A 25,095-nucleotide genomic window follows, 5' to 3' on the forward strand; every position below is an offset into this window, starting at 1 on the left:
GGGGCCGGCGGGGGCATGGCCGTTCCCGACGCCGTGCCTGTCATCGGTCCTGTCGCTGCCGGGACAGTGGTCCGTGGCGCGGGGCCGCCGCTTGTCGGTGCCGCCCGGGGCCTCTCCCTTTCGCGGCGCACGTTCGGATCGGGACGCCCGTCGGCGCGTTGCTGGTGCTCCCGTCGCGCCGCGGCGTTGCCGATCGACTTGAGCCAGACCTCGCGGACCGGCTCCCGCAGCTGCTCGGCGATCTTCGTGGCCGGGACCGCCAGGATGAGCGGGTGCGAGGCGATCGCGTGCGCGGCGCCGTCGGCCAGGCGCGGCCGGGTGGCGATGGAGCGCGCGATGAGCGCCAGGGAGTGCCGCCGCTGGCGAGCCGAGAGGCTGGGGGAGGGAAGTACGTGCCGGAGGAACGCCGAATCGCTGTCCGCTTCCAGACGCTCGATGAGTGCGCTGGTCAGGACGTCGGGGCCGAGATCGCCTGAAGCGCCCATGCCGAGCGCGGGGTAGAGGCCGCCGATCGTGCGGCGCATCTTCTGGTGCGTGCCGAGGTCCAGCGGGCGGGGGTCGTCGCGGAAGTGGAAGTTCCAGGCCGTCTCGATGACGGAGTCGGCTTCCTCCTTGTCCTGTGCCCCCGCCATGCCCTGGAGGGCGACCAGCGCACGCAGGAGATCCGGATCGGAGTCATGGAAGCCGTGCTCTCCCGCGCCGCGCCGGACGTAGTTCATCTCGTGATCGAGCAGCGTGACGGACGCGGGCAGAGTGTCGGTGAGTTCGCCGGGAGTGTTGAGGAGCACGCTGGTCAGCGCCTCCATGTGGACGGAGAGAGCGCCGCGGTGGTCGTTGATCACCGTTCCCGGTATCGCCGTGTCGCCGTTGCGATCCGCCGCTGCCGCCCTGGCCGCACGTTCGTCGGCGGCCTGGTAGCCGTCCCAGTCGTCACGGACGCCTGCCCGGTGGAGGGCGACGATGCGCTTGCTGAAGTCGATCTCGGCGAGTTCCTGGACCTGGGCCGGCGTGTGATGCCTGTACAGGGCGTCGGGCTCGATCGGAATCGTCATTCCGCTGATCAGATGTCCGTGGCGGACCTGCAGCCGCTCCCACCAGCTGCCGGTGGAGTGCGCGAGCAGCAGGACGCGTATCCGGCGTCCGTGCGCCTGGTGCTCCGAGACCGCGTTCAGCAGCTGCTCGACCTGCTCGAGGCGGAACTCGGCGTGGTCGATCACGATCAGCGCGGGCCGTGTCAGGAAGCGGAACATCCCGTACGGAGGGGCATGCTGCGGCTGAATCTCGGAGAGGAAACCGGCGGTCCAGGAGACGTCGGGACCGTCCGGGTGGTACTCGGCCTCGGGGCGGCGCTCGGACAGCCGCCGGGCGAGCTCCACGCCCAGCCGCGTCTTGCCCACCCCGCCGGCGCCGTGCACCACGGCGACGTCCACGGACCGCGGCGTGCTGCACCAGTCGGTGAGCGTGGTGACCTCGCTGTCGAGGCCGACGAAGTCGACGACCTCGGACCGCGGAGAGAGCAGATAGGACGCCGCGGCGACCGGCTGCGGCAGACCGTCGAAGAGTCCGTCCAGATCGGCCGCCTCCAGCCGCGGCCGCATCCCGGAGGCGTCCTCCACGATGTCGCAGAAGACGCGGTCCTCCAGCAGCTGCCGCGCGGGAACAGCCTCCAGCCGCCCGTGCCTCCCGCCGCCGGCATGAGTGACCATGCCCATCAGCAGGTCGGAGCAGAAGACGGCTGCACCGGCCATGCCCTGCCAGGCGGCGGCTTCCGTTCCCTGGACGTGCTGGAGCGGGCGGCGGTCGAGCTGCAGACCGTATGTCCGGGAGGTGTTGTCGACGATGTCGATACGGACGGGCGCGGTGTGCGGCTCCTGGAACGTGCGGTCGTCCCTGCCCGAACCGATCTCCCGCAACCCGGCGTTGGGAAGGCCCACCGCTGAACACTCCGGCGGGACCGGGGGTTTCGTGCAGGTCAGCTCGCCCCACCGTACGGGGGAGAACTCCTGCCCGAGCTCCCTCGGCCTGCACCGCAGAAGAGCGACCTCCCCGCGCCGCCATGCCACCTCGGCACGGGCGCGGGGCCCGTCGGTGCCGTTGCTCAAGACCCGTACCATGCGTGGCTCGTCGCCGGCTCCGGCCGACTGCTCCACCACATGACGAGTGGTCAGGATGACGCCGGGCGCGATCACGCAGCCCACGCCGATCCGACCTGCGTACTCCACCGAAGCTGCGCGATCCCACATCGGCGGTGCCCCCTATGAAACCGGTTGATTGTCGGGAGATTCGCCGCGGCGGCGCTGGTCAGTGACACCGCCGTGGCTTGTCCGCGCGGAGCGCGGTCCGTACGACGGGCCGGAAGCCGGCCCGCCCAGCACTGATCTGCCCGCCTGAAAGACTGCCGCCGTAGGCTCCATCGGTCCCCCTGGTCAGGTCGACTAGCGCCACTCAGCCCGCCGCACCCGGGAAGCACTTCGTCTCGCGGGAGCCTCGGTGCGCCCGGCGCGCCGCAAAAGGTGACAGCGAACCGGGGATCGCATACACAGCTTTACCACTTTCCGGCGGACCGGTGGAGGTCACGTGCGAACTTCGACAACACAATTCGCGCGTCTTGACACTTCAGAAGTCCGCTTTAGCTCCAACAGGACCCGAATATCAGAGTTTGTGCAAAAGGAAAGGATGAGGGGTGTCGCCTGCGGAAACGGGGCGATCATTTTGCGCCCGGCGGGCGGGTGTTGAACCTTCGCCCGGGAATCCTTGCACACGGCTTTGTGTGAATTGGCGCGGGTACCGGCGTCCCGCGGAGAAGCGGATCGAATTGTCCCGCGTGAACCGGTCTTCTCCATCTTCCACCGGGGGAGCGGGAGTTGGGAGTGGACAGCCGTAAGGCCTGAGCCGTCTCTTGACACCTTGCGCGAGGTGTTGTGAGGTGCTGGCAGAAACCGGTTTCAGGAGTGGCGGCGGGCGCTGCCCGGAGCGCCAGCGATGGCCCCGGGGCACCTCGGCCCGGCACCTGATGCCGGCGACGCCCTCTGCCCTCGACGTACGGACGATGCCGTGAGTGCCGGAACATGACCGACGAAGAGCAGTGGTGGCGCGACGCCGTCGTCTACCAGGTCTATCTGCGCAGCTTCGCGGACTCCGACGGGGACGGCGTCGGCGACCTGCGCGGTGTCCTGCAGCACTTGGACCACCTGGCCGACCTCGGAGTGGACGCGCTGTGGCTCAACCCGTTCTACGTCAGCGGGGGCGCCGACGCCGGATACGACGTCGTGGACCACCGGGCGGTGGACCCGGCCATGGGCTCGCTGGCCGACGTGGATGAATTGCTGGAGCAGGCCCACGCGCGCGGCCTGCGCGTCGTCGGCGACGTGGTGCCCAACCACACCTCCTCTCGCCACCCCTGGTTCGAGCAGGCCCGGCGCGGGGGGCCGGGAGACCCGGCGCGCAGCCGCTATCACACGGCCACCGGCCGCGACGGTGCCCCGCCCTCCGACTGGCAGTCTCTCTTCGGCGGCCCGGCGTGGGAGCCCTTCGGAGACGGCGAGTGGTATCTGCACCTGTTCGACGTCGCGCAGCCCGACCTCAACTGGGAACACCCCGACGTCGTCGCAGACTTCGAGCGTACGGTGCGCTTCTGGCTCGATCGCGGCTTCGACGGCCTGCGCTTCGACGCGGCCGGGGCGATGGCCAAGGCACCCGGCTACCCCCCTGTGCCGGAGGGCCCGCGCCACCCCGGCGACGACCATCCCTTCAGCGACCGGCCCGAAGTGCACCGCATCTTCCGCCGGTTCGCGCAGATCCTCGCCGAGCGCCCCGGCCGCTACGGGGTGGCCGAGACCTGGGGTCCGGCCTGGCTCGGTGAGCCGTACATGCGCCAGGACGAACTGCACCAGGCGTTCGCCATGGACGTGATCTTCACAAGGCTCGACGCCGGGGAGCTGGGCGCGGCCGTACGCGAGTACCTGGACGCCGCCGAGCGGCAGGGACGACGGCCCGCGTGGCCGCACGGCAACCACGACGTCACCCGCGCGGCCACCCGGTGGGGGAGCGAGGGGGTCATGGCGGTGCTGCTGCTTCTGCTGGCGCTGCCGGGTGCCACGTACCTCTACGCCGGAGACGAACTGGGGCTGCCCGAGGTGGAGTTGGCGGACGCCGACCTGCGGGACCCCACATGGCGGCGCTCGGGCGGCACCGAACGCGGCAGGGACGGCGCGCGAGTGCCGCTGCCGTGGAGGTACGACGCGTCGGGGCACCACGGCTTCTCACCCGCCGGCACGCAGGCCCGCACATGGCTGCCGCAGCCGTCCGGCTGGTCGGAGCTGAGCGTGGAGGCCCAACACGCCGACACCGGCTCGGCGTTGGCGACCGTCCGGGCAGCGCTGAAGGCCCGCACGTCCCTGCGTGAGGCGCCGTGGCCCGTCTGGCTGCCCGGTCCTCCCGGAGTGCTCGCCTTCCGCCGCGGCGATGTCACCTGCGTGCTGAACACCTCCGGCGGGCCGCTGCCGCTCGACGAGTGGGGCCGTGAACTGCTCGCCGCCAGCCGGGAGTTGGACGAGGACGGCCGGCTGCCTTCGCCGGGCACCGCCTGGCTGCGCTGAGAAAGGACCCGGGTGGCGCACCGCCTCCCCGCGGAGTGCCACCCGGGCTTTTTCGAGGGATCAGTCTCCGTGCGGTGGCCGTCCCAGGCTCTGCGTCTGCCCGGCCCCGTCGGAACGCCCTGCCATGGCGGGCGCACGCTCCTGGCCCGGCCGCGGGATCGCGGCGAGCAGCCGGCGTGTGTACGGGTCCTGCGCTTCGCCGATCACCTTGAGGGTGGGGCCGCGCTCGACGATCACGCCCTTGTTGAGCACCATCACCTCGTCGGCGAGAAGCCGGGCGCTGAGCAGGTCGTGGGTGATGTACAGCATCGCGATGCCCCGGTCGCGTACCAACTGATCCAGCAGCTCGAGGATTTCGGCACGGATCGAGACGTCGAGCATCGAGATCGGCTCGTCCGCGACGAGGACCTCCGGCTCGGGCGCCAGCGCCCGGGCGATGACCACCCGCTGCCGCTGTCCTCCCGAGAGCTGGCCGGGGAGCTTGTCCAGGAACTGGGCGGCAGGGCTCAGGCCGACGACCTCGAGCAGCTCCGCCGCGCGCCTGCGTGCCTGCGCGCCGTCCATGCCGAGGTGGTTGCGCAGCGGACGGCTGAGCGCGTACGCGACCGTGCGCGTGGGATTGAGCGCGGAGAACGGGTCCTGGAACACCAGTTGGGCGTGCCGCCGGTACCCGCGCAGGGCCCGGCGCCGAAGCCGGTCCACACGGGTGTCCTTGAAGCGGATGCTTCCGCGGCCGGGCTTCTCCACCCCGGTGACCAGGCGGGCGAGCGTGGACTTGCCCGAACCGCTCTCTCCCACCAGGGCGCTCACCCGCCCCGGGCGCAGCGCGAACGAGACGTCGTCCACCGCCGTGGTGGTGGTGCTCCCCAGGGCGCGCTGGGTCCGGTAGGTCTTGGTGACGCCCTCGACCACCAGGATCGGCTCGCCGTCCGCGGGACCCCTGTTGCGCGCCGCGGCGTCGGCGGAGAAGACGGTGCCGGAGCGGTCCCGCGGCGAGGCGTTCGGCGTCCTCGCGGATCCGTCCGGGGCGACCTCGACCAGCAGGCAGCGGGCACGTCCCCTTCGTGCGGGGAGGAGTTCGGGATGCTTCGTACGGCATGCGTCCACCGACACCGGGCAGCGCGGCTCGAAAAGGCAGCCGGGGTGCTCCCGTGACAGGTCCGGCGGCCGGCCCGGGGTGAACGCGACATCGACGACGGCGTCACGGGGGTCGGCGTACGAACCGAGCAGGCCGACGCTGTAAGGGTGCAGCTGCCCCGCGACCATGTCGGCCGCGGGCTGGTCCTCGACGATCTCGCCCGCGTACATCACCATCACCCGGTCCGCCATCTCCATGACGGTGCCGAGGTCGTGGCTGATGAAGAGCACCGCGAAGCCGAGGCTGCGCTGCAACTCCCGCAGCCGGTCGAGGATGTCGCGCTGGACCACCACGTCCAGACCCGTCGTCGGCTCGTCGAGCAGGACGAAGCGCGGACGCAGCACGAGCGCGAGGGCGAGTGCGACCCGCTGCTTCATGCCGCCCGACAGCTCGTGCGGGTACCGGCGCAGGACACCCCGGTCCAGCGAGACCAACTCCAGCAGCTCGCCCGCCCGTTCGTCGACGTCGACGCGCTCGCCGGCGATGTCGGGGTGGGCGGCGAGGGTGTCGGCGAACTGCTCGCGCACGGTGATCACGGGGTTGAGCGAGTTCATGCTCGACTGGAAGACGGTGGAGAGGTTCGTCCAGCGCATAGGGCGCAGTTCGTCCTCGCCGAGCCGTGTCACGTCGCGTCCGTCGAAAGTGATGGTGCCGCCGGTGATCGAGGCGGGCTTCTCCAGCAGCCGGAGCACGGCGTGCCCCAGAGTCGACTTGCCGCAGCCCGACTCGCCCAGCAGGCCGACGAATTCGCCGTGGCCGACGGTGAAGCTGACCTTGTTCACGGCCCGTACGGCAGCCGAATCACGGGGACGGTAGGTGACGCTGAGGTCTTCGACCTGGAGCAGGGTCATCTCAGTCCTCCCTCAGGTGCGGGTTGCTCAGCGCGTCGACGCCGAAGTTGATGAGCGTGAACGAGGTGACCAGCAACGCCAGGATGAGACCGGGCGCGACCACCCACGCCCACTGCCCGGTCGTCATCGCGCCGCCCAGGCTGGCCTGGTTGAGCATCGTGCCCCAGCTGGTGGTCTGCGGGTCGCCCAGGCCGAGGAAGGCCAGCCCCGCCTCCGCTCCGATCGCGCCGAGGGCGGAGCTCATGAAGCCCACGACGATCAGCGACATCATGTTGGGTGCGATCTCGTGCGTGATGATCCGCGCGGTCGAGTCCCCGGCGAACTTGGCGGCCGTGACGTAGTCCCGCGTGCGCAGCGTGATGATCTGCGCCCGCTTGATCCGGGCGCCGTGCGCCCAGCCGGTCACCGTGATCACGACGATGATGAGCCCGAGACCCTTCACCGGCGCGTACGCGGCCAGCGTGATCATCAGCGGCAGCACCGGCACGACGAGCCCCAGGTTGACGAAGAAGGAGAGCACCTCGTCCACGAAGCCCTGGAGGTAGCCCGCCGTCAGGCCGACGGCCATCGCGATCAAGGTGCTGAGCGTCCCGGCGACGACGCCGACCAGCAGCGAGGTGCGGGCCCCGTACACGATCTGCGAGTACACGTCCTCGCCCTGCGCCGTGGTGCCGAGCCAGTGGGCGCCCGTGGGTCCCTGAGACGTGGCGAACGCGTCCACACGCGGCCCGAACGGGGCGATGTACGGAGCCAGCACGGCGACGAGGACGAACGCCGCGAGCAGCAGAAGCCCCAGCCTGCACTTGCCGTTTCGCCACAGGATGACGAACCAGCCGGGCATGCGATGGGTCCGGCCCGCGTCCAGTGCGGCGATGCCGACGCCTTCGGTGTCGCCGGCGGCGGCGGGGGCCGCCACCGGTGTGCCTCCGGGGGTGGTCATGTTGCGTCCTTCCGCCGGACCCGCGGGTCGAGGAGTCCGTAGGCCATGTCGGCGAGGAAGTTCGCAATCAGCACGCCGATGGTGGTGAACAGGAACAGCGTCTGCATCAGCGGGAAGTCCTTGTTGGACACCGCTTCGAGCAACAGCCGTCCCATTCCCGGGTAGTTGAAGATGCTCTCGACCAGCACGGTGCCGCCGAGGATGCTGCCCAGCGCGATCGCGAAGCCGGTGACGTTCGGCAGGATCGCGATCCGGGCGCCGTAGGTCAGGGCGATCCGGCGCCGCGGCAGACCCTTGGCGCGTGCCAGACGGGCGTAGTCCTCACCGAGCGTCTGCACCATGTTGTTGCGCATCCCGAGGATCCAGCCGATGGGCCCCGTGATCAGCAGCGACAGTGCCGGCAGCACGCTGTGCTGGAAGGCGTCCGAGAAGAACAGCCAGGTCCATCCCGGTTGCGAGCCGCCGCCGTAACCGCCGCCCTCGGGGAACCAGTTGAGGGTGATGGCGAACACGAAGATCAGCAGCAGCCCGATCCAGAAGAACGGCAGCGTCCCCAGGAACGTCGACCCGAGCGTGATCAGCGAGTCCGTCCTGGTGTTGCGCCGGTATGCGGCCCACGCACCCAGAGCCGTGCCGACGACGAACGAGAAGATCTGCGTGACGCCGACCAGGACCAGGGTCCAGGGCATCGCCTCGCTGATCACGTCGGTCACGCTGTACGGGTAGTAGGTGTAGGAGACGCCGAAGTGGCCGTTGGCGAGCGCGGCCAGGTACTCCCAGTACTGCTGCAGCAGGTTCCCGTCCGGCGCACCGAGCAGCTTCCTGACGGCCGCGAGCTGGGCGGGATCGACCGCCTCGGTCCTGCTGGTCAGCCGGGAAAGGAGCGCCTCCGCCGGGTCCCCCGGCTCCAGCCGGGGGATCAGGAAGTTGAGGGTCACCGCCGCCCACAGCGTCGCCAGGAAGAAGCCGGTGCGCCGGACGAAGAACTTCATGTGTGTCAGTCCTTGGCCGGTGTGAGGTGGGTCAGCCAGACGAGGTTGTCCCCGGCGGCGGCGTAGGCGTTCCTCTCGTTCGGCCAGCCCTCGGCCTTGTTGGTGGTGTACTGGAACCACTTGGCGCCGTACCAGATGGGGATCATCGGCACCTCGTCCATCATGATGTCGACGAGCCCGTGGACTGCCTGCTTCTGCCGGTCACGGCTCACGGCGACCCGCAGCTCGCCGAGGAGCTTGTCCGTCCTGGCGTCCTTCCAGCGGACCTGGTTGCCGTCGGCCTTCTTGCCGATGGGGGCGGTCCGGGCGCTGCTGAGGGGCTCGGAGAAGTTGGTGTAGTTGTTGCAGGTACCGCCGTGCACGCCGAACGTCATGTCGTAGTTGCCCGTGGCGCGGTCCTCCTCCTGGGACTTGGGAGTCGGCGTCTCCTGCTCGACGTCCATGCCGAGGGACTTGAGGTTCTCGATCAGGATCTTCGAGGACGCCACCCAGTCGGTGTAGGAACCGGGCACCTTGAAGCTGAACGAGATCGGCTTGCCGTTCTTGCCCAGGCGCCGCCCCTCGCCGTCCTTCTTGTAACCCGCCTTGGTCAGCTCCTTGTCGGCTGCCGCCGGGTCGTAGCCGATGCGCCCCTCGTCCGGGAGGGTCTTGGGCAGGAAGTCCTTCTGACCGGGGACGACGAGACCGCTCTGGCTGGCGTGGGTGACGTAGCCCAACTGCGCCCTGCGGATCACCTTCTGGTGGTCGAACGCCTTCGTCAGCGCACGGCGGAACCTGACGTCGTCGAACGGCGCCCTCGTGAGGTTCATGTAGATGCTGACGGGACCGCCCGGCGCGTACCAGTAGTGGTGGTGCTTCGGGTCACGGTTGACGTAGGTCTTCTGGATGTCCGGGACGTAGAGACCCTGCTGGTCGTATTCGCCGCGGCTCAGCTTCAGTTGCTCGACCTGGCCGCCTGCGTCGGTCTTGTTGAAGCGGATCTCGTTGACCTTGACCTTGTCGGCCTGCCAGTAGCGCCCGTTGCGCGTGGTCACCAGCTGCTTCGGGCTGAAGGACTTCATCTTCATCGGGCCGGTGCCCACGGGGGACTTGGCGTTGGTGAAGGTGGTGGGGTCCTTCACCTTGGACCATATGTGCTTCGGGACGATCGGGACCTGGTTGATGATCGTGAACGCGGAGGCACCGGGCTCCTTGAAGGAGAAGACGACTTTGCCGCCGTTCGCCTTCACGGAGTTGAGCTTCGCCCAGGCTCCGCGGACGTCCAGTGCCGGGTGCTTCTTGAGCATGTTGAAGGTGAACTCGACGTCCTTCGCGGTGAAGGACTTGCCGTCGTTCCACTTCACGCCGGGCCGGATGTCGAACACCAGCGTCTCGGGGTCCTGCCACTTGTAGGAGTCGGCCAGCCAGGGCTTCTCCTTGCAGCTGTTGCCCTCGACTATGTAGAGCGTCTCGAACATGTAGAGCGTGGAGCTCAGCTTCACCGCGTCCAGATACGGGTTGTAGTTGGGCTTGGGAGCCGCTCCGCCGCCGAAGTCACCGAAGTTGAGGTAGTCGATCCGACCGCCGGCACCGGTGGACTTCCCCGATCCGTCCGTGCCCGTGCAGCCTGCGAGCAGCAGGCCCAGTACTGCCGTTCCCGCCACAAGTGCGGTCGTGCTCCTTGGTCGACTCATCGTCGAGTACCTCCGTCGGTGCGCCCGGCAAGTCCTCGCCGGCCGTGGTGAATCGGTCACATTCGTTCCGGGACCACCGACGAGTCGGCGGCGCGAACCCGGCCCCCCGAGTTCGACAGGGACAGTTCAGCTGTCACCGCCGGCAGAGCTCCGGTGGGTGGTCGGACCACCGGAGCTGTCTTGGCAGCCGCACGATCCGCGCAGCACCACATCCGTGTCGAGGACGGTGTCGCCGTCCTGCTGGGTCAGCGGGGCATGGAGCAACTGGGCCGTAGTCGTGGCCAGTTCGCGTACGGGCTGGCGCACCGTGGTCAGCCCGGGCCGGACGAGCGCCGCCATCGGCATGTCGTCGAATCCGGTGACGGCGACGTCGCCCGGCACCCGCAAGCCGCGGCCCAGCGCGCCGAGTATCAGGCCCAGTGCGGTCTCGTCATTGGCGCAGACGACGGCGTCCGGCCGCGCGTCGCTCTCGTCGAACAGCTTCTGAGCGGCGATCGCGCCGTCGGCCTGCGCGAGCGCGACGAGCGTGGGCCCGGCGGGCGGCACGGCCCCGGCCTCACGGTGAGCGGCGAGGAACGCCTCCCAGCGGGCCGTCACGTCGGGCGAGCCCTCCGGAGTGCCGACGAAGGCGAGCCGTCTGTATCCGTGGTCGACGAGCAGGTGCCTGGTCAGGGTGCCCACGGTCGAGTTGTCGGTGCTCACGGAGGCGTGCGCGGGCCCGGCCTTGTCGGCCATCACCACGACGCGGATCTGCTGGGAGACCTGCTCCACGACGGCGTCGGAGACGGTCCCGGCGTGGATCGCCATCCCGTCCACGCGGGCCGCCAGATCGAGGACCTTGTCGTCCGTGTCGGCGCTGTAGTGGGAGGACAGCAGCAGCACCTGGTCGCCCGTCGCCAGCGCCTCGGACTCGAAGCCCTGGATCAGCTCGGAGAAGTACGGCCCGGACAGGCCCGGGAAGACCAGGCCCAGCGCGCCGTGCCGTCGCTCGGCCAGTGCGCGCCCGAAGTGGTTCGGCCTGTAGCCGTGCTCCTCGATGACGCGCAGCACCCGCTCGCGCAGTTCCGGTGAGACCTGTGCGGACCCGCGCGAGACACGTGAAACGGTGGCGGGTGACACTCCGGCCTGCTCGGCCACCCAACGAACGTTCACGCGGCTGTTGCTCATCGATGAGGCTCCAGTTAAGTTTCTGAAACCGGTTTCCTGACCGGTTTCAGGCACCTAACCAGATCCGTTTCCGCGTGGCAATACCTGGTGGCGAGTGACCCGGTGCTGGAGCCGACGACCCGACGAACACCCCGGTGAGGACTCTTCCGTGACCACACCCGACACCGCAGGCCACCGCACTGCGCAGACCGAACAGCCCACCACCGGGGCCGGTCTGGAGCCGTCCCCGTCCGTTCGCCTGGAGCGCCGCCGGCTCCTGGTGAACGGGGTCCCCAGAATCCTGATGGCCGGCGAGGTGCATTACTTCCGGCTGCACCGCGCGGACTGGGCCGACCGTCTGGACAAGCTCGTCGCCGCGGGCTGCACCGCGGTGGCAAGTTACATGCCGTGGCTGATCCATGAGACCGCTTCCGGCGAGATCGACCTCAACGGAGACACCAGCGAGTACCGCGACCTGGGGGGTTTCCTCGAACTGGCCGCCGAACGCGGCCTGTTGGTCATCGCGCGGCCCGGCCCTTTCATCATGGCGGAGCTGAAGAACGAGGGCATCCCCTTCCGCGTCTACCGCGACCATCCCCGTGCCCGTCCGCTCGGGTGGGACGGCGAGCGCGGCCCGACCGAGACGCTGGACTACCTGGAGCCGGGCTACCTCGCGGACGCCGAGCGCTGGTACGCGTCGGTCATGCCCCTCCTCGCGGAGCACCTGGTCACCAGGGGCGGTCCGGTCGCCGCGGTCCAACTGGACAACGAGGTGGGCATGTTGTCGTGGATCACGAACACCCCGGAGATGACGGACCGCACACTCGGCGAGCTCGCGACCTGGGCCGTGGAGCGGTTCGGCCGAGAAGGCGCCATCGAGCGGTACGGGGCCGACCCGGCCGAGACCGGCACATGGGCGGCGTGGTGGCGCGCGGGCGCCACTCAAGGGGGCTCGGAGGCGCAGCAGTTGGCCCTGCACCATGACCTGGGCGCACATCACCGGGACCGGTACGCCGCCTACTTGCTGAGGTTGCGCGAGGTCGCGCAGGAACACGGCGTCGACGGGGTGCCGTTCCTGGTCAACCTGCACGGCACGTCCGAGGGGCGCGGCCGGACGTACCCGATCGCGATCAGCCAGCTCTCCAAGTCGTATGCGGGCATCCCTCAGACCACCTCCGGATCCGACCACTACATCGGCGAGCTGACGGTGGAGAACGTCGCGGATCTGTACGTGATGAACGCGTTCATGGCCGCGGTCCACGATGCCGACCAGCCGTTGACGTCGCTCGAGTTCGAGGCCGGCACCGGTGACTACGGTGAGGACCTCTCACGCCTGGTCAGCCCGGAGAGCACGGATCTGAAGACGCGGCTGTGCGTGGCACAGGGCAACCGGCTGATCAACTACTACCTGTTCGCGGGCGGGCACAATCCGCTCCTGGACGAGCCCGTCGGTGACGGCAACGACCGGATCGCCTTCACCGGTGAGCGGCACGGTTTCGCTGCCCCGGTGGACCCCGAGGGGCGCCTGAGCAGCACGTACGACGCTCTGGCCGGGGCGGTGCGTTCGGTCGCCGGGGTGGAGCACCTGCTGGCCGGGATGGACGAGGAGTACGACGACGTGGTCCTCGGGTTCGTACCCGACCACTACCTCACCGAGTACTGCCACCCGGCCGCAGCCGGGCGCCGTGCCCTGGTGGGCGAGGTCGAACGGTTCCGGGGCATGGGGCCGCGCGACATCCTCGCCCGTGCCCTGCTGCTGGGCGGCTTCACCTTCAACGCCGTGGACCTGTCCGGTGCTTCGACTTCTGCGGGCTCGGACCTGGATCCTGCGGGGCCGGTGGTGGCCCTCGCCTCGCCTCCGGTTCTGAGCCGGCCGGTGCAGGAGCGGCTCGCCGCGTTCGTTGGCGCCGGCGGGCGGCTGCTGCTGCACGGCGTGGTGCCGCTCCTCGATGAGGACGGGACACCGTGCACGGTTCTCGCGGACGCTCTGGGGCTTGCGGTCACCGGGACCGTCGAGGGCGGCGTCGACCGTTTCCCGTCTGTACGTGCCACCGACTGGATCGAGCAGCAGGCCGAGGTGCGCACGGGCTTCCTTCAGCGTCTTCGCTCGACGGACGAGGCGAACCAGGTCGTGCCGCTCGTGGTGGATGTCACCGAGGACGTCCCGGCCTCGCTCGACGTCACGCTGCCGGGCGGCGGACGGGCAGTGGTGCTGGCCTGCGACTACCCCTGCCATCTGCCGTTCTGGCAAGGGGTGTTGGGGCGTCTGGGAGTGGAGCGTCGCATCGTCACCGAGGGGGCGTCCCCGGGCCTGCTGGCCACGACGACGAAGGACGAGGCGGGGCAGCGTGTGGTTCACCTGCTCAACGTCGCCCCGCACGCGCAGGCCTTCACCGTACGGATCGACGGCGAGCCCTTCGCCGACGGTTTCCGTTTCGAACTGGCCGCCCGCAGCGGGCTGATGCTCCCGCTCGCGGTGAACGTGCAGGGCGGAGTGCTCCGATGGGCGACCGCCGAACTCGACAGTGCCTCGGACGGCTCGACCGTGGTGATCCGGCGAGGCGCCGGGCCGGGCCGGGCCCTCCTGGAGACGGGCAGGGACGTGACGGCGGATCATGACGCGGTGGTCTCCCCGGCCGAGGGCGGCGGCGTGCTGGTGTCGTGGCGGGGCGGCGCCGGAGACGAGCCGCTGCGCATCCGGCTCACGTGACGAACCCGGCGCCGGGCACCGGGACTTGAGGGGACAGGCACCCTGCCCGGACCGGTCGTCGTCAGTCGCGCGGCGCGACGAAGAGACTCTGCACGCTGCGGCCGATGGGGCCGTCCTCATCGTGGAGGGCGGCCTCCGTCATGCCGATGCCCGCAGAGTTGATGCTGGTGCCGGCCTCGACGCAGACCCACTCCCCGGTCGGGTGCCGGTGCAGGTGCACGGAGAGGTCCGGATTGACGAAGACGTGCGTGCTGAAGTCCAGCACGTTGCTGATCCCGTTCCCGGAGTCCGCCGCCGCCAGTACCCGCTCCAGGGGGAGGATCTTCTCTCCTGCGACGAGGGGGACCCGCATGCGCATCCAGCATGCGGCCGGGCCCGCTTCGAGGAAGGAACCGGAGGCGAAGAGGAATTCCATGCCGTCGTGGTAGCCGGTGTAGGGGACGGAGAAGAACGGCTGCCTCCCCGCGTCCTCCGGCGCGGGCAGGGCGGGACCGTCGGCGACTTCCGGTACCGAACCGGGCTGGGTGCGGATGCGAAGCGCCCGCGCCCGCATGACCTCGCGGCCGCCTTCGGGGGTGAGGGAGGCCTCGACGATCTCCACGCTGCGGCCTTCGCGTATCACGCGGGTGCTCACCGTCAGCGGCGTCAGCGGGACGGGGCTGATGATCTCGAAGGTGATCCTGGCCAGGCGCATGTCCTCGCGGGCGCCGGGGCGTGTGAGGACGGCCCGTCCGAGGAGGGCCGCGGGCGGGCCGGCGTGCTGGCTGTCCGGACCCCACGGCCCGCGGGTGTAGGCGGTGGGGTTGTAGCGGTCGTCCGCGACGCGTTCGAAGAAGGACTCGGTGTCGCTGATCGGTTCGGTCACGGCTGATCTCCCCGGGGACGTGCTGACGGGCGTCAACGAGCCTACTGGCGGGTAGTGCCAGGTGTCACGGGTGCCCCCCTGGCCCGGCTCGGGTCATGTGCCGTGCGCCGTGAGGAAGCGCAGCATGATGCGGCGGCTCGTCTGGGACGTGACGCTGCCGTACGCGTCGTCGAAGGCGTGCTCGGAGTAGGGCAGCACCTTGACCTGGGCATCGACGCCGTGCCGGGCGAGCCGGGTGCCGAACGTCCTGATGCGCTCGGACGGGACGCTGCGGTCGCGGTCGCCGACGACGAGGAGGGTGGGCATCAGCCCGGCCCGTATCTGCCGGGCCGGGGAGGTCAGCCGGTAGCGGGCCGGGTACTGCTGAGGTGTGCCGCCGGTGAACCATGTCGCCGCTTCGCGGCCGCCGGCAGGATCGTCGCTCCACATCCGGTGGAGGTCCTCGGCCGGGTAGAAGCCGATCACGGAGGCGGGCGGGGCGGGAGTGGATCCGCAGCTGGAGGAGATGGAGCCGTCGGCCAGGCGGTAGGCCGCGCCCAGTGCCAGTGCCCCGCCGGCCGACATCCCGGCCAGAGAGATCCGGGAGGGGGAGACGTGGAAGCGGTCCGCGTTTTCGCGGACCCATGCCAGCGCGCACACCACGTCCTGAGGGGCCTTGTTCCACGTCGGCTCGGCAGGGGTGGAGAGGCGGTAGTCGACGGCGAATGCAGCGACGCCGTGTGCCGCCAGCCATCGGCCGGTGCCGCGCAGGTCGCTCTTGTCGAAGGTGCGAAAGCCTCCGGCGTGGGCGAGGACGACTGCGGGCCTCGGCGGTCCGCCCGTCCTCCCGGGCAGGTAGACGTCGGCCTCGAGCTCCTGCCCGGAGAACCGCGCGAACGTGGCGGTCTCATCGGGGGCGGTGTCCGGATAGGCGACCTCGGTGAACACCTCGCCCCAGGAGATGTCCGTGTCCTCCCGTGCGGCGGCCCGCAGTTGGACGCCGGCGATGAAGAGCGCCGCCGCCGTGCATGCCGCCGTCACGGTCGTCAGCGCCCGCCCGTACCGCACCAGCCCGGTCCACCAGACGAGGCCCGCGATCACCATTGCGGCGAGGGCGAGCACGGCCAGGTGGAAGGGGTACTGGCCGCCCAGTACGGCACCGATGACGCCCACGCCGGGTATCCCCGGGAGGTATGCGCCAAGGAGCAGAACCGTCAGCAGCAGCGCGATCAAGGACGCAACGCCTGCTGCGACGCCCCGCAGCGCGCGGACGAGTCCGCCCGGGCGCCGGCGGGCGCGGCCGGATCCACCGGTCTCATGCTGGGTCCCGGGCCTGCCTGCGGCCGAGCCGCCACCGTCGCCGTACCGAGCGCTCATCAACGTCCCCTCCCGATGCTGCCGAACCTCGGGAGGGTCCGCGCAGTTGGTGTTCGGGGAAGGTAGAAGGCCGGCTGTGGCGGCGGCGTCCCTCTGCGGAGCTACTTCCGCCCTCACTCCCGGGTATGACGCACACGCCCTGTCCGCTCGCGGGGGCTTCCCGTGCGGGCTGCTCGGCCGGCTCCCAACTCCCGCTCTCCTGCGAAGAGTTCGAAACAGGAGACCGAGTCAGCCCTGAGCTTCGCCGGGGTAGACGCCGAAGCACCAGAGGTTGCCCTCGGTGTCGCGGATCGTGAAGTCGCGGTTGCCGTAGTCCTCGTCGCGGAGGGGGCGATCGATGGTGACGCCCGCCGCCTTGACCCGCTCGTACAGCCCGTCGACGTCGGCGGTGACGACGTAGCACCCGGACGTGCCCGGAGTGGTCGTCCACTCGCCGCCCGGCTTGTGCGAACCGAGCATCACGCCGCCGCCCTCGGGCCAGTCGAGCTGTGCGTGAGCGACCTGATCGCCGTCGGCGTAGACCGCCGTCCGGCGGAAGCCCACCTTCTCCACCAGGAAGTCGATCAGCGCGAGTGCGTCGTGTGCCTGAAGGGTGGGCCAGACGGTCGGCGCCGGCGGCTGCGATGCGCCGGCACCGGCGCCGGTCTGCGTGTCCGGTGCGTTCTGTGTGTTCTGTGCGTTCGTGGCTGAGTTGTTCATGCGTCCCACTCTTCGCCGTCGGGACCGTCCCAGGCTTGGATATTCCGGTGCTCTTCCTCGATCCAGGCGCTCGGACTCAGCCCGGTGAACTGCTGGAAGTCCCGGACGAGGTGGGAGTGGTCGTAGAACCCGCAGTGCACCGCGAGCCGCGACAGATCCCATGGCAGCCCGTCCGCGACCGCCTTCTTCAGCTGCCGCTGCGCCCGCTCGAACCGCATGAGCCGGGAGATCTGCTTGGGGCTCGCCCCCACCTCCTGCCGGAAGAGCGTGGTCAGCTGCCGTCGGCTCATCGCCACGTGCTGCGCCATGCCGTCCAGGGAGCCGGTGCCCTGATGCCAGGCCATCCACTTCCACGCGGCCAACAGCTCCGGACGTACCTCCGCACGCCGTCCCGCGTTCTCGTACCGTCGCCGCAGACAGGCCGACACGGTCTCGAAGCGCTCACTCCAGCTGTCCTGCTCACGCAGCCGTTCGTGCGTCTCCAGTGCCGAAGCGCCGAGAACTGCGGCGCCGTCTCCGGCCACGTCCGTCAGCTCACCGGCAGGCATGCCCAGCAGCGCCCGGGCCGCCAGCGGGTGCACGGCCAGCTGCACCCCGGTCTCGCAGCTCGGCTGGGCGATGTACACGGGTTCTTGGCTCAGGCCGCCGACGACGACCTCCGCGCGGTGCGCGTCCCTGCCGCGTGCGTGTTCCGGGCTGTTGCCGCAGACGAGGGGCCCGTCGAGAGAGAAGATCAGCGTCAGGTAGGGCGAGGGCAGGCCCCGATGCAGCTGGGGAGTGGCGTCCCGCGCCGTGTAGCCGACCGTGGACGCGACCATTCCACCCAGCGTTCGCGGCGCGTGTACGAAGGTGGACGTGCCCGCCTGCTGGGAGGCGGGAGCCTGCTCGCCGCTCCTTCCGGAGCTCATACGACCAGTCTACGAAGGTCGCGGCGGCCCGGGCCCGGTCTGCGGCGTCGAGCAGCCCCGAAGCAGGGAGCAGCCCGGAACCGTCGCCGCGCCCTCCGATGGGGGCGCGCCTACCGCCCGTCGTGTGCCGTCTCGGAGAAGTACGCGTTGGATGCGGGCCGGTAGAGGAACACCAGAGCGCCGACGGCCAGCAGGATCGGGATGTTGACGAGCAGGTCGTAGACGATCCCGTCCTCCGACCATGCGAAGCCGTTCATGCTCGCGCTGTTGAGCAGGAAGAACACGTTGACACCGGCGCTGACGGTGAGCACGATCCGCGCCCAGTTGCGGCCTGCGCGCATCCTGAAGGCGAGGAACAGCCACAGCGCACTGGTGGCGACCAGGGCGCCGGCAGACCTGGCGAGCTGTCCGAGCGCGCCGTCCCCGCCCATCTCGTGGCGCATCTCCTCCAGCCCCGAGGAAGGGATCACGAACGTCCCGAGCAGCCAGGCGGTGACATCCACGGCGATCGCCGCCAGCGAGAGCTTGAACGCCGTGTTCACTTCCCTCGGACCCCCGGCTCGCTCGGTTTCCGTGCTGATCATCCGTCCCGTCCCTCCCGTGAGCAGGCACCCGGCTCGGTGCACGCGTGACATGGAGAGACGTCCGGATGAGGCGTGGAGGTTGCGAGGGCCGTGACCGGCACCGGATCCAGCGTCCGGCTCCCGACCTGCACGGCGACGCCCGGGTCTCCAACCGGCCTGTGGGCAGGGGCAGTTGCTTATGCCGACAGGAGCTGCCCGGGCGTCGTTCACGGGCGGACGGTCAACTCACGGTCTCCTCTGCGTGCTTCTCCGAAGCGGCCGTCGGCAGTGAAGGGCGATGGTCCGCGACACGTCTGCGCAGGACCAGTTGGAGACCGACCATCACGACCACCGTCGCGATCGCGCTGTGCCACAGCAGCGCGTCCAGCTGTCCCGCCGAGAGATAGGCGCCCACGGCAACGGCCGCCAGCGCGCACACGCCTCGGTCCACGATGCTCTCCACGGACAGGAGCGTGGCGCGGGGGGCGTTCGCGGGGATCGCGTCGTTGACCAGCTTCCGCTGAACCGGGTAGGCGAATCCCGTCAGCGCCGCGAACACGCACAGCAGCACCATCACGGTCCAGGGCCCGCCCAGGGTGAGACCGGCCAGCGTGCCCGCCAGCGCGACGCTGAGCAAGGACACCCAGCCGACGGGCGACAGGCGCCGGCCGAGCCACTGGGGGCGTGCCGAGGCCACCGCCTCCGCCACCGTCATCGCCGCCAGCACCGTGCCGTGTGACGTCTCGTTGATGCCGTGGTCCAGCAGGACGGGCTGGAAGAGGTTGACCTGGCAGATGCGGGAGAGCGTGAACACGGCGACGCCCTGCACCATGATCAGCGCCAGGCGGGGCGTCGCCCGCACATGCCGCAGCGCGGCGCCCGCGTCGCGGAGGAAGGCGGCACGACTCCGCCCCGCACCCTTCTCCTGTCCCTTGCCCTGCCCCTTGCCTTGTCCAGTGGTCCTTCCCGGTGCCCCGTCCTCTCCGCGGGACACCGCAAGCCGGGGCAGCGCCACCGCACACGCCAGCGACCCCGCCGCGCTGGCGGCGCTCAGCACATACGGGGCCGCGTGCGCGACGGCCATCAACGGGCCGACCAGCGGCCAGCACATCACCTTCGCCGCCAGACCCAGCGCGCGGGCGGTCCCCTCGGCCTTCAGGTAGTGCTCTCCGCATCCCTCGGCCCGAAGGCCGTCGTAGAGGTAGGCACTTGCTGCTCCCGAGGTGAGGGAGCGGCCGGCGGCGATGGCCAGGAAGTGGACGAGGAAGCCCGTGTAGGACGGCGTGAGCACGGGCGCCAGGTTCGCGGCCGTCATCACGACTGCCCCCGCACGCAGGCAGTTGCGTGCGCCGATGCGGTCGGCGACGATCCCGGTCGGGATCTCGAAGAGACAGAACGCGATGTAGTAGATGCTCTGGATCCCGAAGATCTGCCCGTCCGACAGCCCCGCCTCCCGCTGGTAGGCGTAGAAGACCGGCATCCACCACAGCAGGTTGAACAGCAGCTGGAAGCCGTTGTTCAGGCCGATGATCCGGCGGGCGGCAGGCGTCAGTCCGGCCGAGCGGGGCCGCGAGAAGGACCGCAGCCGCTGGTCGAGACGGCGGATCACAGCGCGTACGGGCGGATCTGGACCAGGCGGAACTCGCCCTGGTCGGTCATCAGCCACTCGATGTCGAGGGGACTGTCCACGTCGGCCTCGCTGAAGTGGGACTGCAGCAGCCTGCCGCTCAGGGCCAGGTCCGCCAGGCGTGCGCGGGTCGCGGCCGGCAGGTCCCCGCCGGAGGAGCCGAGTGCGACCGTACGGCCGCCGCCCTCAACGGTGTTGTACAGGTACTGCTGCGGCAGAGTCGTCCCGTCGACGATGCTTTCCGGCGACCCGGGCGAGCAGTTGAGATAGACGTTGCGGAACTCCTCGCGCTTCGTCGGATTGCAGGTCACCAGGACGCCCCCGAGCGCTGCGGGGACGTACTCCTGGACGATGACGCCCATGTAGGTGTCGTCCAGGGAGATGCCGACCTGATGGCGCAGGCGCACGCTGCGCGGCGACAGCAGGGACGCCCACACCTGGCGTACGGCATCGAGGAGTTCGGCTTCACCCCGGACGGTGGTGACGGAGTCGTACACGCCCGCAGCGGAGAAGCCCGGCAGGTCTTCGGCGTTGGAGGACGAGCGCACCACCAGGCGGGTCCCCGCGGCAAGCGGGGCGGGGAAGGCCTGGGTGATCTGGCGCGTCACGCCGTCCGGCACGGGCGTGCTGCGGACCAGGTGCTGCAAGTGAAGGCAGAGGGAGTCCAGCACGTCCAGCGCATCGAGCTCGAGCACCATCTTCAGCTTGCCGATGCCCTGTTGAAGCGCCGGTGAGGACGTGAGGAAGCGGTGCTGCAAGGCGAACGGCAGCGCCACCCCTTCGGGTGCCGCCACGGTACGTGCCGCGAACTCGGCCGCGGCCTGGCGCAGTTGGCTCGTAGCGGCGTCCGTCACGCCGAGCCGCGCGGCCAGATGACCGTACAGATCCGGGCGGGGAGGCCGCGCTCGTCCGTAGAAGGCGGTGAGGTCGGCGGTGCGGCTGTCGAGGACGTGGTGGAGCTCTCCGAGATTGGCCGCCTTGGTGCCGTAGCGGTCCCGGTCGGCGCTTCGAAGCCGGTGCAGCGAGAGGACCGGCACGTCCTCGAGCAGTGGCGGCTCCACCCGGATCCGCTGGTGGTGCCAGGCCGGCGCGTCCATCTCCGGAGCGCTCGCCAGCGCCTCGATGGTGATCTCGTCCTCCCGCACCCGGTAGCGGACCCATGCGCCGTCCAGACCGGCCTCCTCGACGATCTGATCGAGGTCGCGGACGATCGCGTTGGGGATTCCCCAGCCGGATGCCAGGACGTTGGTGTGCGAAAGCGGCGTGATGGGCGTGGTGTTGAGGAATCCGGCGACTCGCGGTACGTCGTCCGGCAGGCAGTCCATCGCCACGATGTCCGCCCAGCCGAGCCCGTCCGCAGCGGCCTCGTACTCCTCGGCCGTACGGAACCAGCGCAGCCGGCCCGTGGCCTCCCCGGGGTTGAGCGGCGTCCGCATCCGGTTGCCGAAGAGCTCGTGGCCGAGGATGCGAGGCACGCGGACCTCGCTGATCGCCGTGAGCTCCTGCTCCTGGCCGTGGTTCGCGGGCTTCAGCAGCAGCGGCAGACGGCCGTCGACACGGCTGCGGACGTACGCGTAGAACTCCTCGAGCAGCGCGCCGTGCATGGTGTCCGCTTCGGTCGTCTCCAGGACGAGGAACGGCCGTTCACGGTTCTCGGAGTCCTCGTCGGTGTGCAGCGAGAGCACGCCCAGCAGGAAGCGGCGCTCCGGATCCATGTACATCGAGGCGTTGTATGAGTCCAACCCCGCGTCCAGAGCCTCCAGTTCCAGGCCGAGGATGCGGGTGGCGACGTAGTCGACGTGGAAGGGGTGGACGGCCGTGTCGAGCAGGTGCCAGGTCTCCTCGGCACGGTCGACGACGACCTTCAGGTAGGGGTGACCGGCGAGGACGCCCGAGAGGGCACGGAACAGCGGCAGCGTCAGGTTGCCGCCGACGACCGTGAGGTCCGTGGCGGGGCGCGGCTCGGACGGCGAGGTCAGGGGAGTGGTCATGACCGGGCCTCCTCGGAGGACGCCGCCGGCAGGACCTGGGGAAGGGCGTCCACCAGGGTCCGGAAGTCCCGCACGACGGTCTGCGGGTCGAGGGCCGAGAGCAGGCACAGGGCGGCCATGGTGTTCGCGCCGGCGGCCGGTTCGTAGACCGGGACGGGAGTGCCGTCGGGCAGTGAGCTGTCGGCGACCACGGACAGGCGGCTGCCGTCGCTCATGGGGACGGCGCCCGCCACAGTCGGGAAGTCCCAGATGCGCCGGTCCGGCCAGGCGTCTCCCTCGCCGTCGACGGCCAGCACGACGAGTGCACCCGCCGCTCCCCGCGCCTCCTGCGCCGTACGGGCGTGCTCCGGCCAGGAGACCGAGCGCCCCAGCAGGTGGTCGGTGAGCATCCCGACAAGGTCGAGACCGAAGACCTCCTCGATCTGCGGGAGCGTCATCGCGCCACCGAACCGGGCGGCGGTCTCGATCACCCACATCTGCCCGCCGGCGCCGAGTTTGATCTCGGTGTGCGTCCCGCAGTTCTCCAGCCCCAGGGCGTCGACGGCCTCCCGGGCGAGGGCCACGACCTGCTCCTGGGCGTCGACCGGCAGGGGAGCGGGGGTGATGCCTGCGCGCTCGGTGAAGGGTTCCACTGTCGGCATGCGTCCGCTGAGACAGACGGGCCTGAACTCGCCGTCGGTCACCACGCCTTCGACGCTCACGTAGTCGCCCCAGCCCGGCTGGTCGAACCACCCCTCGGGTGTGCCCTCCACGATCTCCTCGACCACGAAGTCCGCCTCGGCGTCGGCCACATGGAGTTCGGCGTAACCCAGTTGTGCGGACTCGGCCATCACCTTGCGGGACGCCTCCCAGGCCGGCTGGACGTCGCGAGGGGAGCGAATGATCTGGTGCGCCGTCGAACCGGCGCTCCAGGCGGCCTTCAGCAGCAACGGGAACGAGAGGGCAGCGGCCGCCTCGTGCAGGTCGCTTTCCGAGCCGACCGGACGGAACCGGGGCTGGGATATGCCGCCTTCCTGCCAGGTGCGCCGCATCATGCGCTTGTCGCGGGCCAGGGCACAGGAGTTGCCGGGTCCGACGAGGCCCAGCTTCTCGCAGGCCTGGGCGACGGCGACGACCGCGTACTCGGAGAAGGTGAGCACCGCATCGGCGCCCACGGCCTCCGCCCGGGCGACGATCAACGACACCAGGTCCCGCCGCTCGGACTCGGTGGGGACCACGACCGAGGCGCACAGGCGCTCGGCCGACGCCTCCACCGCTTCAGGAAGGGCGCTGAGTGCCAGCACGTGCACAGCTGACCTGGCGGCGACCCGCGACAGGGCATAACCGAGTGGCGGACCACCCTTGGCGTGGACGAAGAGCACCTTGGGCACGGCGCGACGACTCCTTCACTCACTGAGGGGGAACGGGGCTTGGAGGTGAGCGACATAGGGCGCACTGCTCACCCACTCAAGCGAAACAGCCCGCAGTCACCCGGATCGCCACAACGGCCGCGTCGCGTCAGGCAAATGCCAGAGTTGCGGGTCTTGTCGAGTCATGGTGAAGGTTCCGTGATGCCGTATGGCGGGAGCGGCGCGACGAGCCGGTCCGGCTGTGTTCCAGGTCGGCCGAGAACCTGGCATGCATGGGACCGGGGCGGGATAGTCATCGCGGTGTCACACCGTGTGAACGCCGTCGAACTTCCTGGAAAGGCCGTCGTGGACGAGACCGGACTCAGAACCCTGCTCGAAGACCTGCCCGTGTCCTGGTGGGAGGCCGACGGGCAACTGCGCGTCAGCGACAGCGGGGGAGGCGCGTTCAGCGACGCGCCCACGGCCCGGCGCTTCTTCGACGCCATGCGGGAGGAGTTCGCCGAGGCCAGGTGCACACCCGAGACCGGCCACGGCCAAGTGCGGTTCGAGAAACGGGTCTTCGAGGTGACGTGGTCCCTCGCCGACGCCGCATGCCGGGACCGGTTCCGCGGACTTGCCGTCGACGTGGGCGCCCCGGCCGACACCACTCGCCGCTACGACGCCCTCGCCGACCTCAGCCCCGCCGCCGCCTTCATACGCGACCTCGACGGGCGCTACCTGTGGACGAATCACGCCTACGCGCACCTCTACGGCACCACGCCGGCCGAGGTCGTCGGCAAGCACCTGGAGGACTTCGACCCTCCGGCCGACGCCGCTCAATTCCTCGCCCTGGACCGGGAGATCGTCTCTCACGGCAGGCCGCTGCGGCACACGCTGACGTATCACCGTTCCGACGGCACCAGCGGATACGCGGTGGGCCACCGGTTCCCCGTCATCGAGGGGCCGCAGACCTGCGTGGCCGGCATCTACGTCGACATCACCGGCTACATGCGCGCCCTGGACCAACTCCGTGAAGCCGAGGAGAACCTGGACGCACTGCGCGACCACAGCGGGCTGCCCTGCGCCCTCATATCGACGGGAGGACGCATCCGGCAGGCCAGCGCCGCAGCCGCCGAACTGCTCCAGATGCGGCGCTCCGACCTCGTGGGCAAGCGCGCCCACTCCGTACTCGCTCCGGCTCCGGAACTCCATGTCCTGCACCGCAGATGGAACGACCTGATAGCCCGACGCCACAGGCGGATCGAGACGTCCGCCGTGATCATCGACGCCCGCGGCCGCCATCGCCGCGCCCGGCTCCACCTGACGGCGACAGGGCGGACCTCCACCCGAGCCGCGAACGTATGGGTGGTCGTCACCCACGAGGGATTCGCGCACGAGCCCCATCCGCCGCTCACACCCGCCCAGATCCGCATCCTCGCCCTGCTGGCGGAAGGCCGCAGCAACGGCGAGATCGCCACGTCGCTGCGCCTGTCCCGGCAGACGGTCGACTACCACCTCGGACGTCTGCGTCACCTGCTGGGAGCCGCGACCAGGCCCGCACTCGTCGCGCGGGCGTACGTCCTGGGCATCCTCGCCCCCCAGTCCTGGCCGCCACGATCCGCCACGGCGACCCATCCCCTCAGCTCCACCTGACAGGCTCCCCGGGCGCCGAACCCACCTGCTGGACCCGCGAGTTGACGGTGCTGCGCT

General features: G+C 70.1%; 17 protein-coding genes. 3 read left to right on the plus strand and 14 right to left on the minus strand.

Annotated elements, in window-relative coordinates:
• Window positions 1-2,243, minus strand: a 2,243-nt coding sequence (locus tag H5J26_RS07845; RefSeq protein ID WP_235980493.1) for a trypsin-like peptidase domain-containing protein, incomplete at its 3' end; no start/stop codon positions are given.
• Between the two features lie 825 nt (window positions 2,244-3,068).
• Between H5J26_RS07845 and H5J26_RS07850 the strand changes: the two genes are divergently transcribed.
• Window positions 3,069-4,598 carry an alpha-amylase family glycosyl hydrolase gene (locus H5J26_RS07850; RefSeq protein ID WP_181764999.1) on the plus strand — a complete coding sequence of 510 codons (1,530 nt, stop codon included), beginning with the start codon at window positions 3,069-3,071 and terminating at the stop codon, window positions 4,596-4,598.
• A 60-nt stretch (window positions 4,599-4,658) separates the two neighbouring features.
• Here the strand turns inward: H5J26_RS07850 and H5J26_RS07855 are convergent, their stop codons facing one another.
• The 5 genes from H5J26_RS07855 to H5J26_RS07875 all read right to left on the minus strand — a co-directional run bounded on the left by H5J26_RS07855 (window position 4,659) and on the right by H5J26_RS07875 (window position 11,359).
• Window positions 4,659-6,587 (minus strand): ABC transporter ATP-binding protein, encoded by a 1,929-nt coding sequence (locus H5J26_RS07855; RefSeq protein ID WP_181765000.1) that lies wholly within the window; start codon window positions 6,585-6,587, stop codon window positions 4,659-4,661.
• A gap of 1 nt (window position 6,588) precedes the next feature.
• Window positions 6,589-7,527 (minus strand): ABC transporter permease, encoded by a 939-nt coding sequence (locus H5J26_RS07860; protein WP_181765001.1) that lies wholly within the window; start codon window positions 7,525-7,527, stop codon window positions 6,589-6,591.
• The gene (locus tag H5J26_RS07865; protein ID WP_181765002.1) at window positions 7,524-8,519 is read right to left on the minus strand and encodes an ABC transporter permease; all 996 of its coding nucleotides are present in this window, start codon (window positions 8,517-8,519) and stop codon (window positions 7,524-7,526) included. Before H5J26_RS07865 ends, H5J26_RS07860 begins: the two co-directional genes overlap by 4 nt.
• A 5-nt stretch (window positions 8,520-8,524) precedes the next feature.
• A complete protein-coding gene (locus H5J26_RS07870) occupies window positions 8,525-10,192 on the minus strand; it encodes an ABC transporter substrate-binding protein (protein WP_181765003.1) in 1,668 nt (555 codons plus the stop codon).
• A 126-nt stretch (window positions 10,193-10,318) separates the two neighbouring features.
• Entirely contained in the window at window positions 10,319-11,359 is a 1,041-nt protein-coding gene (locus tag H5J26_RS07875; RefSeq protein ID WP_181765004.1) for a LacI family DNA-binding transcriptional regulator, read from the minus strand.
• A gap of 148 nt (window positions 11,360-11,507) precedes the next feature.
• On the opposite strand from H5J26_RS07875, the gene H5J26_RS07880 reads away from it, so the two are divergent.
• Window positions 11,508-14,048 (plus strand): beta-galactosidase, encoded by a 2,541-nt coding sequence (locus H5J26_RS07880; protein ID WP_181765005.1) that lies wholly within the window; start codon window positions 11,508-11,510, stop codon window positions 14,046-14,048.
• A gap of 61 nt (window positions 14,049-14,109) precedes the next feature.
• Here H5J26_RS07880 and H5J26_RS07885 read toward each other — a convergent pair whose 3' ends face one another.
• The 8 genes from H5J26_RS07885 to H5J26_RS07920 form a co-directional block, all read right to left on the minus strand.
• The gene (locus H5J26_RS07885; RefSeq protein WP_309237824.1) at window positions 14,110-14,913 is read right to left on the minus strand and encodes a thioesterase family protein; all 804 of its coding nucleotides are present in this window, start codon (window positions 14,911-14,913) and stop codon (window positions 14,110-14,112) included.
• Window positions 14,914-15,006: 93 nt separating this feature from the next.
• Window positions 15,007-16,269 carry an alpha/beta hydrolase gene (locus H5J26_RS07890; protein WP_181765006.1) on the minus strand — a complete coding sequence of 421 codons (1,263 nt, stop codon included), beginning with the start codon at window positions 16,267-16,269 and terminating at the stop codon, window positions 15,007-15,009.
• A 228-nt stretch (window positions 16,270-16,497) separates the two neighbouring features.
• Window positions 16,498-16,968, minus strand: coding sequence for a VOC family protein (locus H5J26_RS07895; RefSeq protein ID WP_181765007.1), 471 nt, complete (start codon window positions 16,966-16,968; stop codon window positions 16,498-16,500).
• Entirely contained in the window at window positions 16,965-17,876 is a 912-nt protein-coding gene (locus H5J26_RS07900) for a helix-turn-helix transcriptional regulator (RefSeq protein ID WP_181765008.1), read from the minus strand. The genes H5J26_RS07895 and H5J26_RS07900 overlap by 4 nt, the downstream gene beginning before the upstream one ends.
• Before the next feature lie 110 nt (window positions 17,877-17,986).
• Window positions 17,987-18,460, minus strand: a complete 474-nt coding sequence (locus tag H5J26_RS07905; protein ID WP_181765009.1) for a hypothetical protein — start codon at window positions 18,458-18,460, stop codon at window positions 17,987-17,989.
• Between the two features lie 220 nt (window positions 18,461-18,680).
• Complete coding sequence (locus H5J26_RS07910) at window positions 18,681-20,048, minus strand: MFS transporter (RefSeq protein WP_309237825.1); 1,368 nt, start codon at window positions 20,046-20,048, stop codon at window positions 18,681-18,683.
• On the minus strand, window positions 20,045-22,057 hold the full coding sequence (locus H5J26_RS07915; RefSeq protein ID WP_181765010.1) for a PEP/pyruvate-binding domain-containing protein: 2,013 nt from the start codon (window positions 22,055-22,057) through the stop codon (window positions 20,045-20,047). The genes H5J26_RS07910 and H5J26_RS07915 overlap by 4 nt, the downstream gene beginning before the upstream one ends.
• On the minus strand, window positions 22,054-23,427 hold the full coding sequence (locus H5J26_RS07920; RefSeq protein WP_181765011.1) for an ATP-grasp domain-containing protein: 1,374 nt from the start codon (window positions 23,425-23,427) through the stop codon (window positions 22,054-22,056). The genes H5J26_RS07915 and H5J26_RS07920 overlap by 4 nt, the downstream gene beginning before the upstream one ends.
• Window positions 23,428-23,706: 279 nt before the next feature.
• Between H5J26_RS07920 and H5J26_RS07925 the strand changes: the two genes are divergently transcribed.
• Window positions 23,707-25,038: a PAS domain-containing protein gene (locus H5J26_RS07925; RefSeq protein ID WP_309237826.1), complete on the plus strand. Its 1,332-nt coding sequence runs from the start codon at window positions 23,707-23,709 to the stop codon at window positions 25,036-25,038.
• Window positions 25,039-25,095: the final 57 nt, after the last annotated feature.

This window comes from Streptomyces albidus (ex Kaewkla and Franco 2022), from assembly GCF_013870515.1.
GTDB classification, from domain to species: Bacteria; Actinomycetota; Actinomycetes; order Streptomycetales; family Streptomycetaceae; genus Streptomyces; species Streptomyces albidus.

Excerpts from the sequence above, each read along its gene's own strand:
- H5J26_RS07850 (WP_181764999.1), top strand. The coding sequence starts at position 3,069 with ATGACCGACGAAGAGCAGTGGTGGCGCGACGCCGTCGTCTACCAGGTC.
- H5J26_RS07855 (WP_181765000.1), bottom strand. The coding sequence starts at position 6,587 with ATGACCCTGCTCCAGGTCGAAGACCTCAGCGTCACCTACCGTCCCCGT.
- H5J26_RS07860 (WP_181765001.1), bottom strand. The coding sequence starts at position 7,527 with ATGACCACCCCCGGAGGCACACCGGTGGCGGCCCCCGCCGCCGCCGGC.
- H5J26_RS07865 (WP_181765002.1), bottom strand. The coding sequence starts at position 8,519 with ATGAAGTTCTTCGTCCGGCGCACCGGCTTCTTCCTGGCGACGCTGTGG.
- H5J26_RS07870 (WP_181765003.1), bottom strand. The coding sequence starts at position 10,192 with ATGAGTCGACCAAGGAGCACGACCGCACTTGTGGCGGGAACGGCAGTA.
- H5J26_RS07875 (WP_181765004.1), bottom strand. The coding sequence starts at position 11,359 with ATGAGCAACAGCCGCGTGAACGTTCGTTGGGTGGCCGAGCAGGCCGGA.
- H5J26_RS07890 (WP_181765006.1), bottom strand. The coding sequence starts at position 16,269 with ATGAGCGCTCGGTACGGCGACGGTGGCGGCTCGGCCGCAGGCAGGCCC.
- H5J26_RS07895 (WP_181765007.1), bottom strand. The coding sequence starts at position 16,968 with ATGAACAACTCAGCCACGAACGCACAGAACACACAGAACGCACCGGAC.
- H5J26_RS07900 (WP_181765008.1), bottom strand. The coding sequence starts at position 17,876 with ATGAGCTCCGGAAGGAGCGGCGAGCAGGCTCCCGCCTCCCAGCAGGCG.
- H5J26_RS07905 (WP_181765009.1), bottom strand. The coding sequence starts at position 18,460 with ATGATCAGCACGGAAACCGAGCGAGCCGGGGGTCCGAGGGAAGTGAAC.
- H5J26_RS07915 (WP_181765010.1), bottom strand. The coding sequence starts at position 22,057 with ATGACCACTCCCCTGACCTCGCCGTCCGAGCCGCGCCCCGCCACGGAC.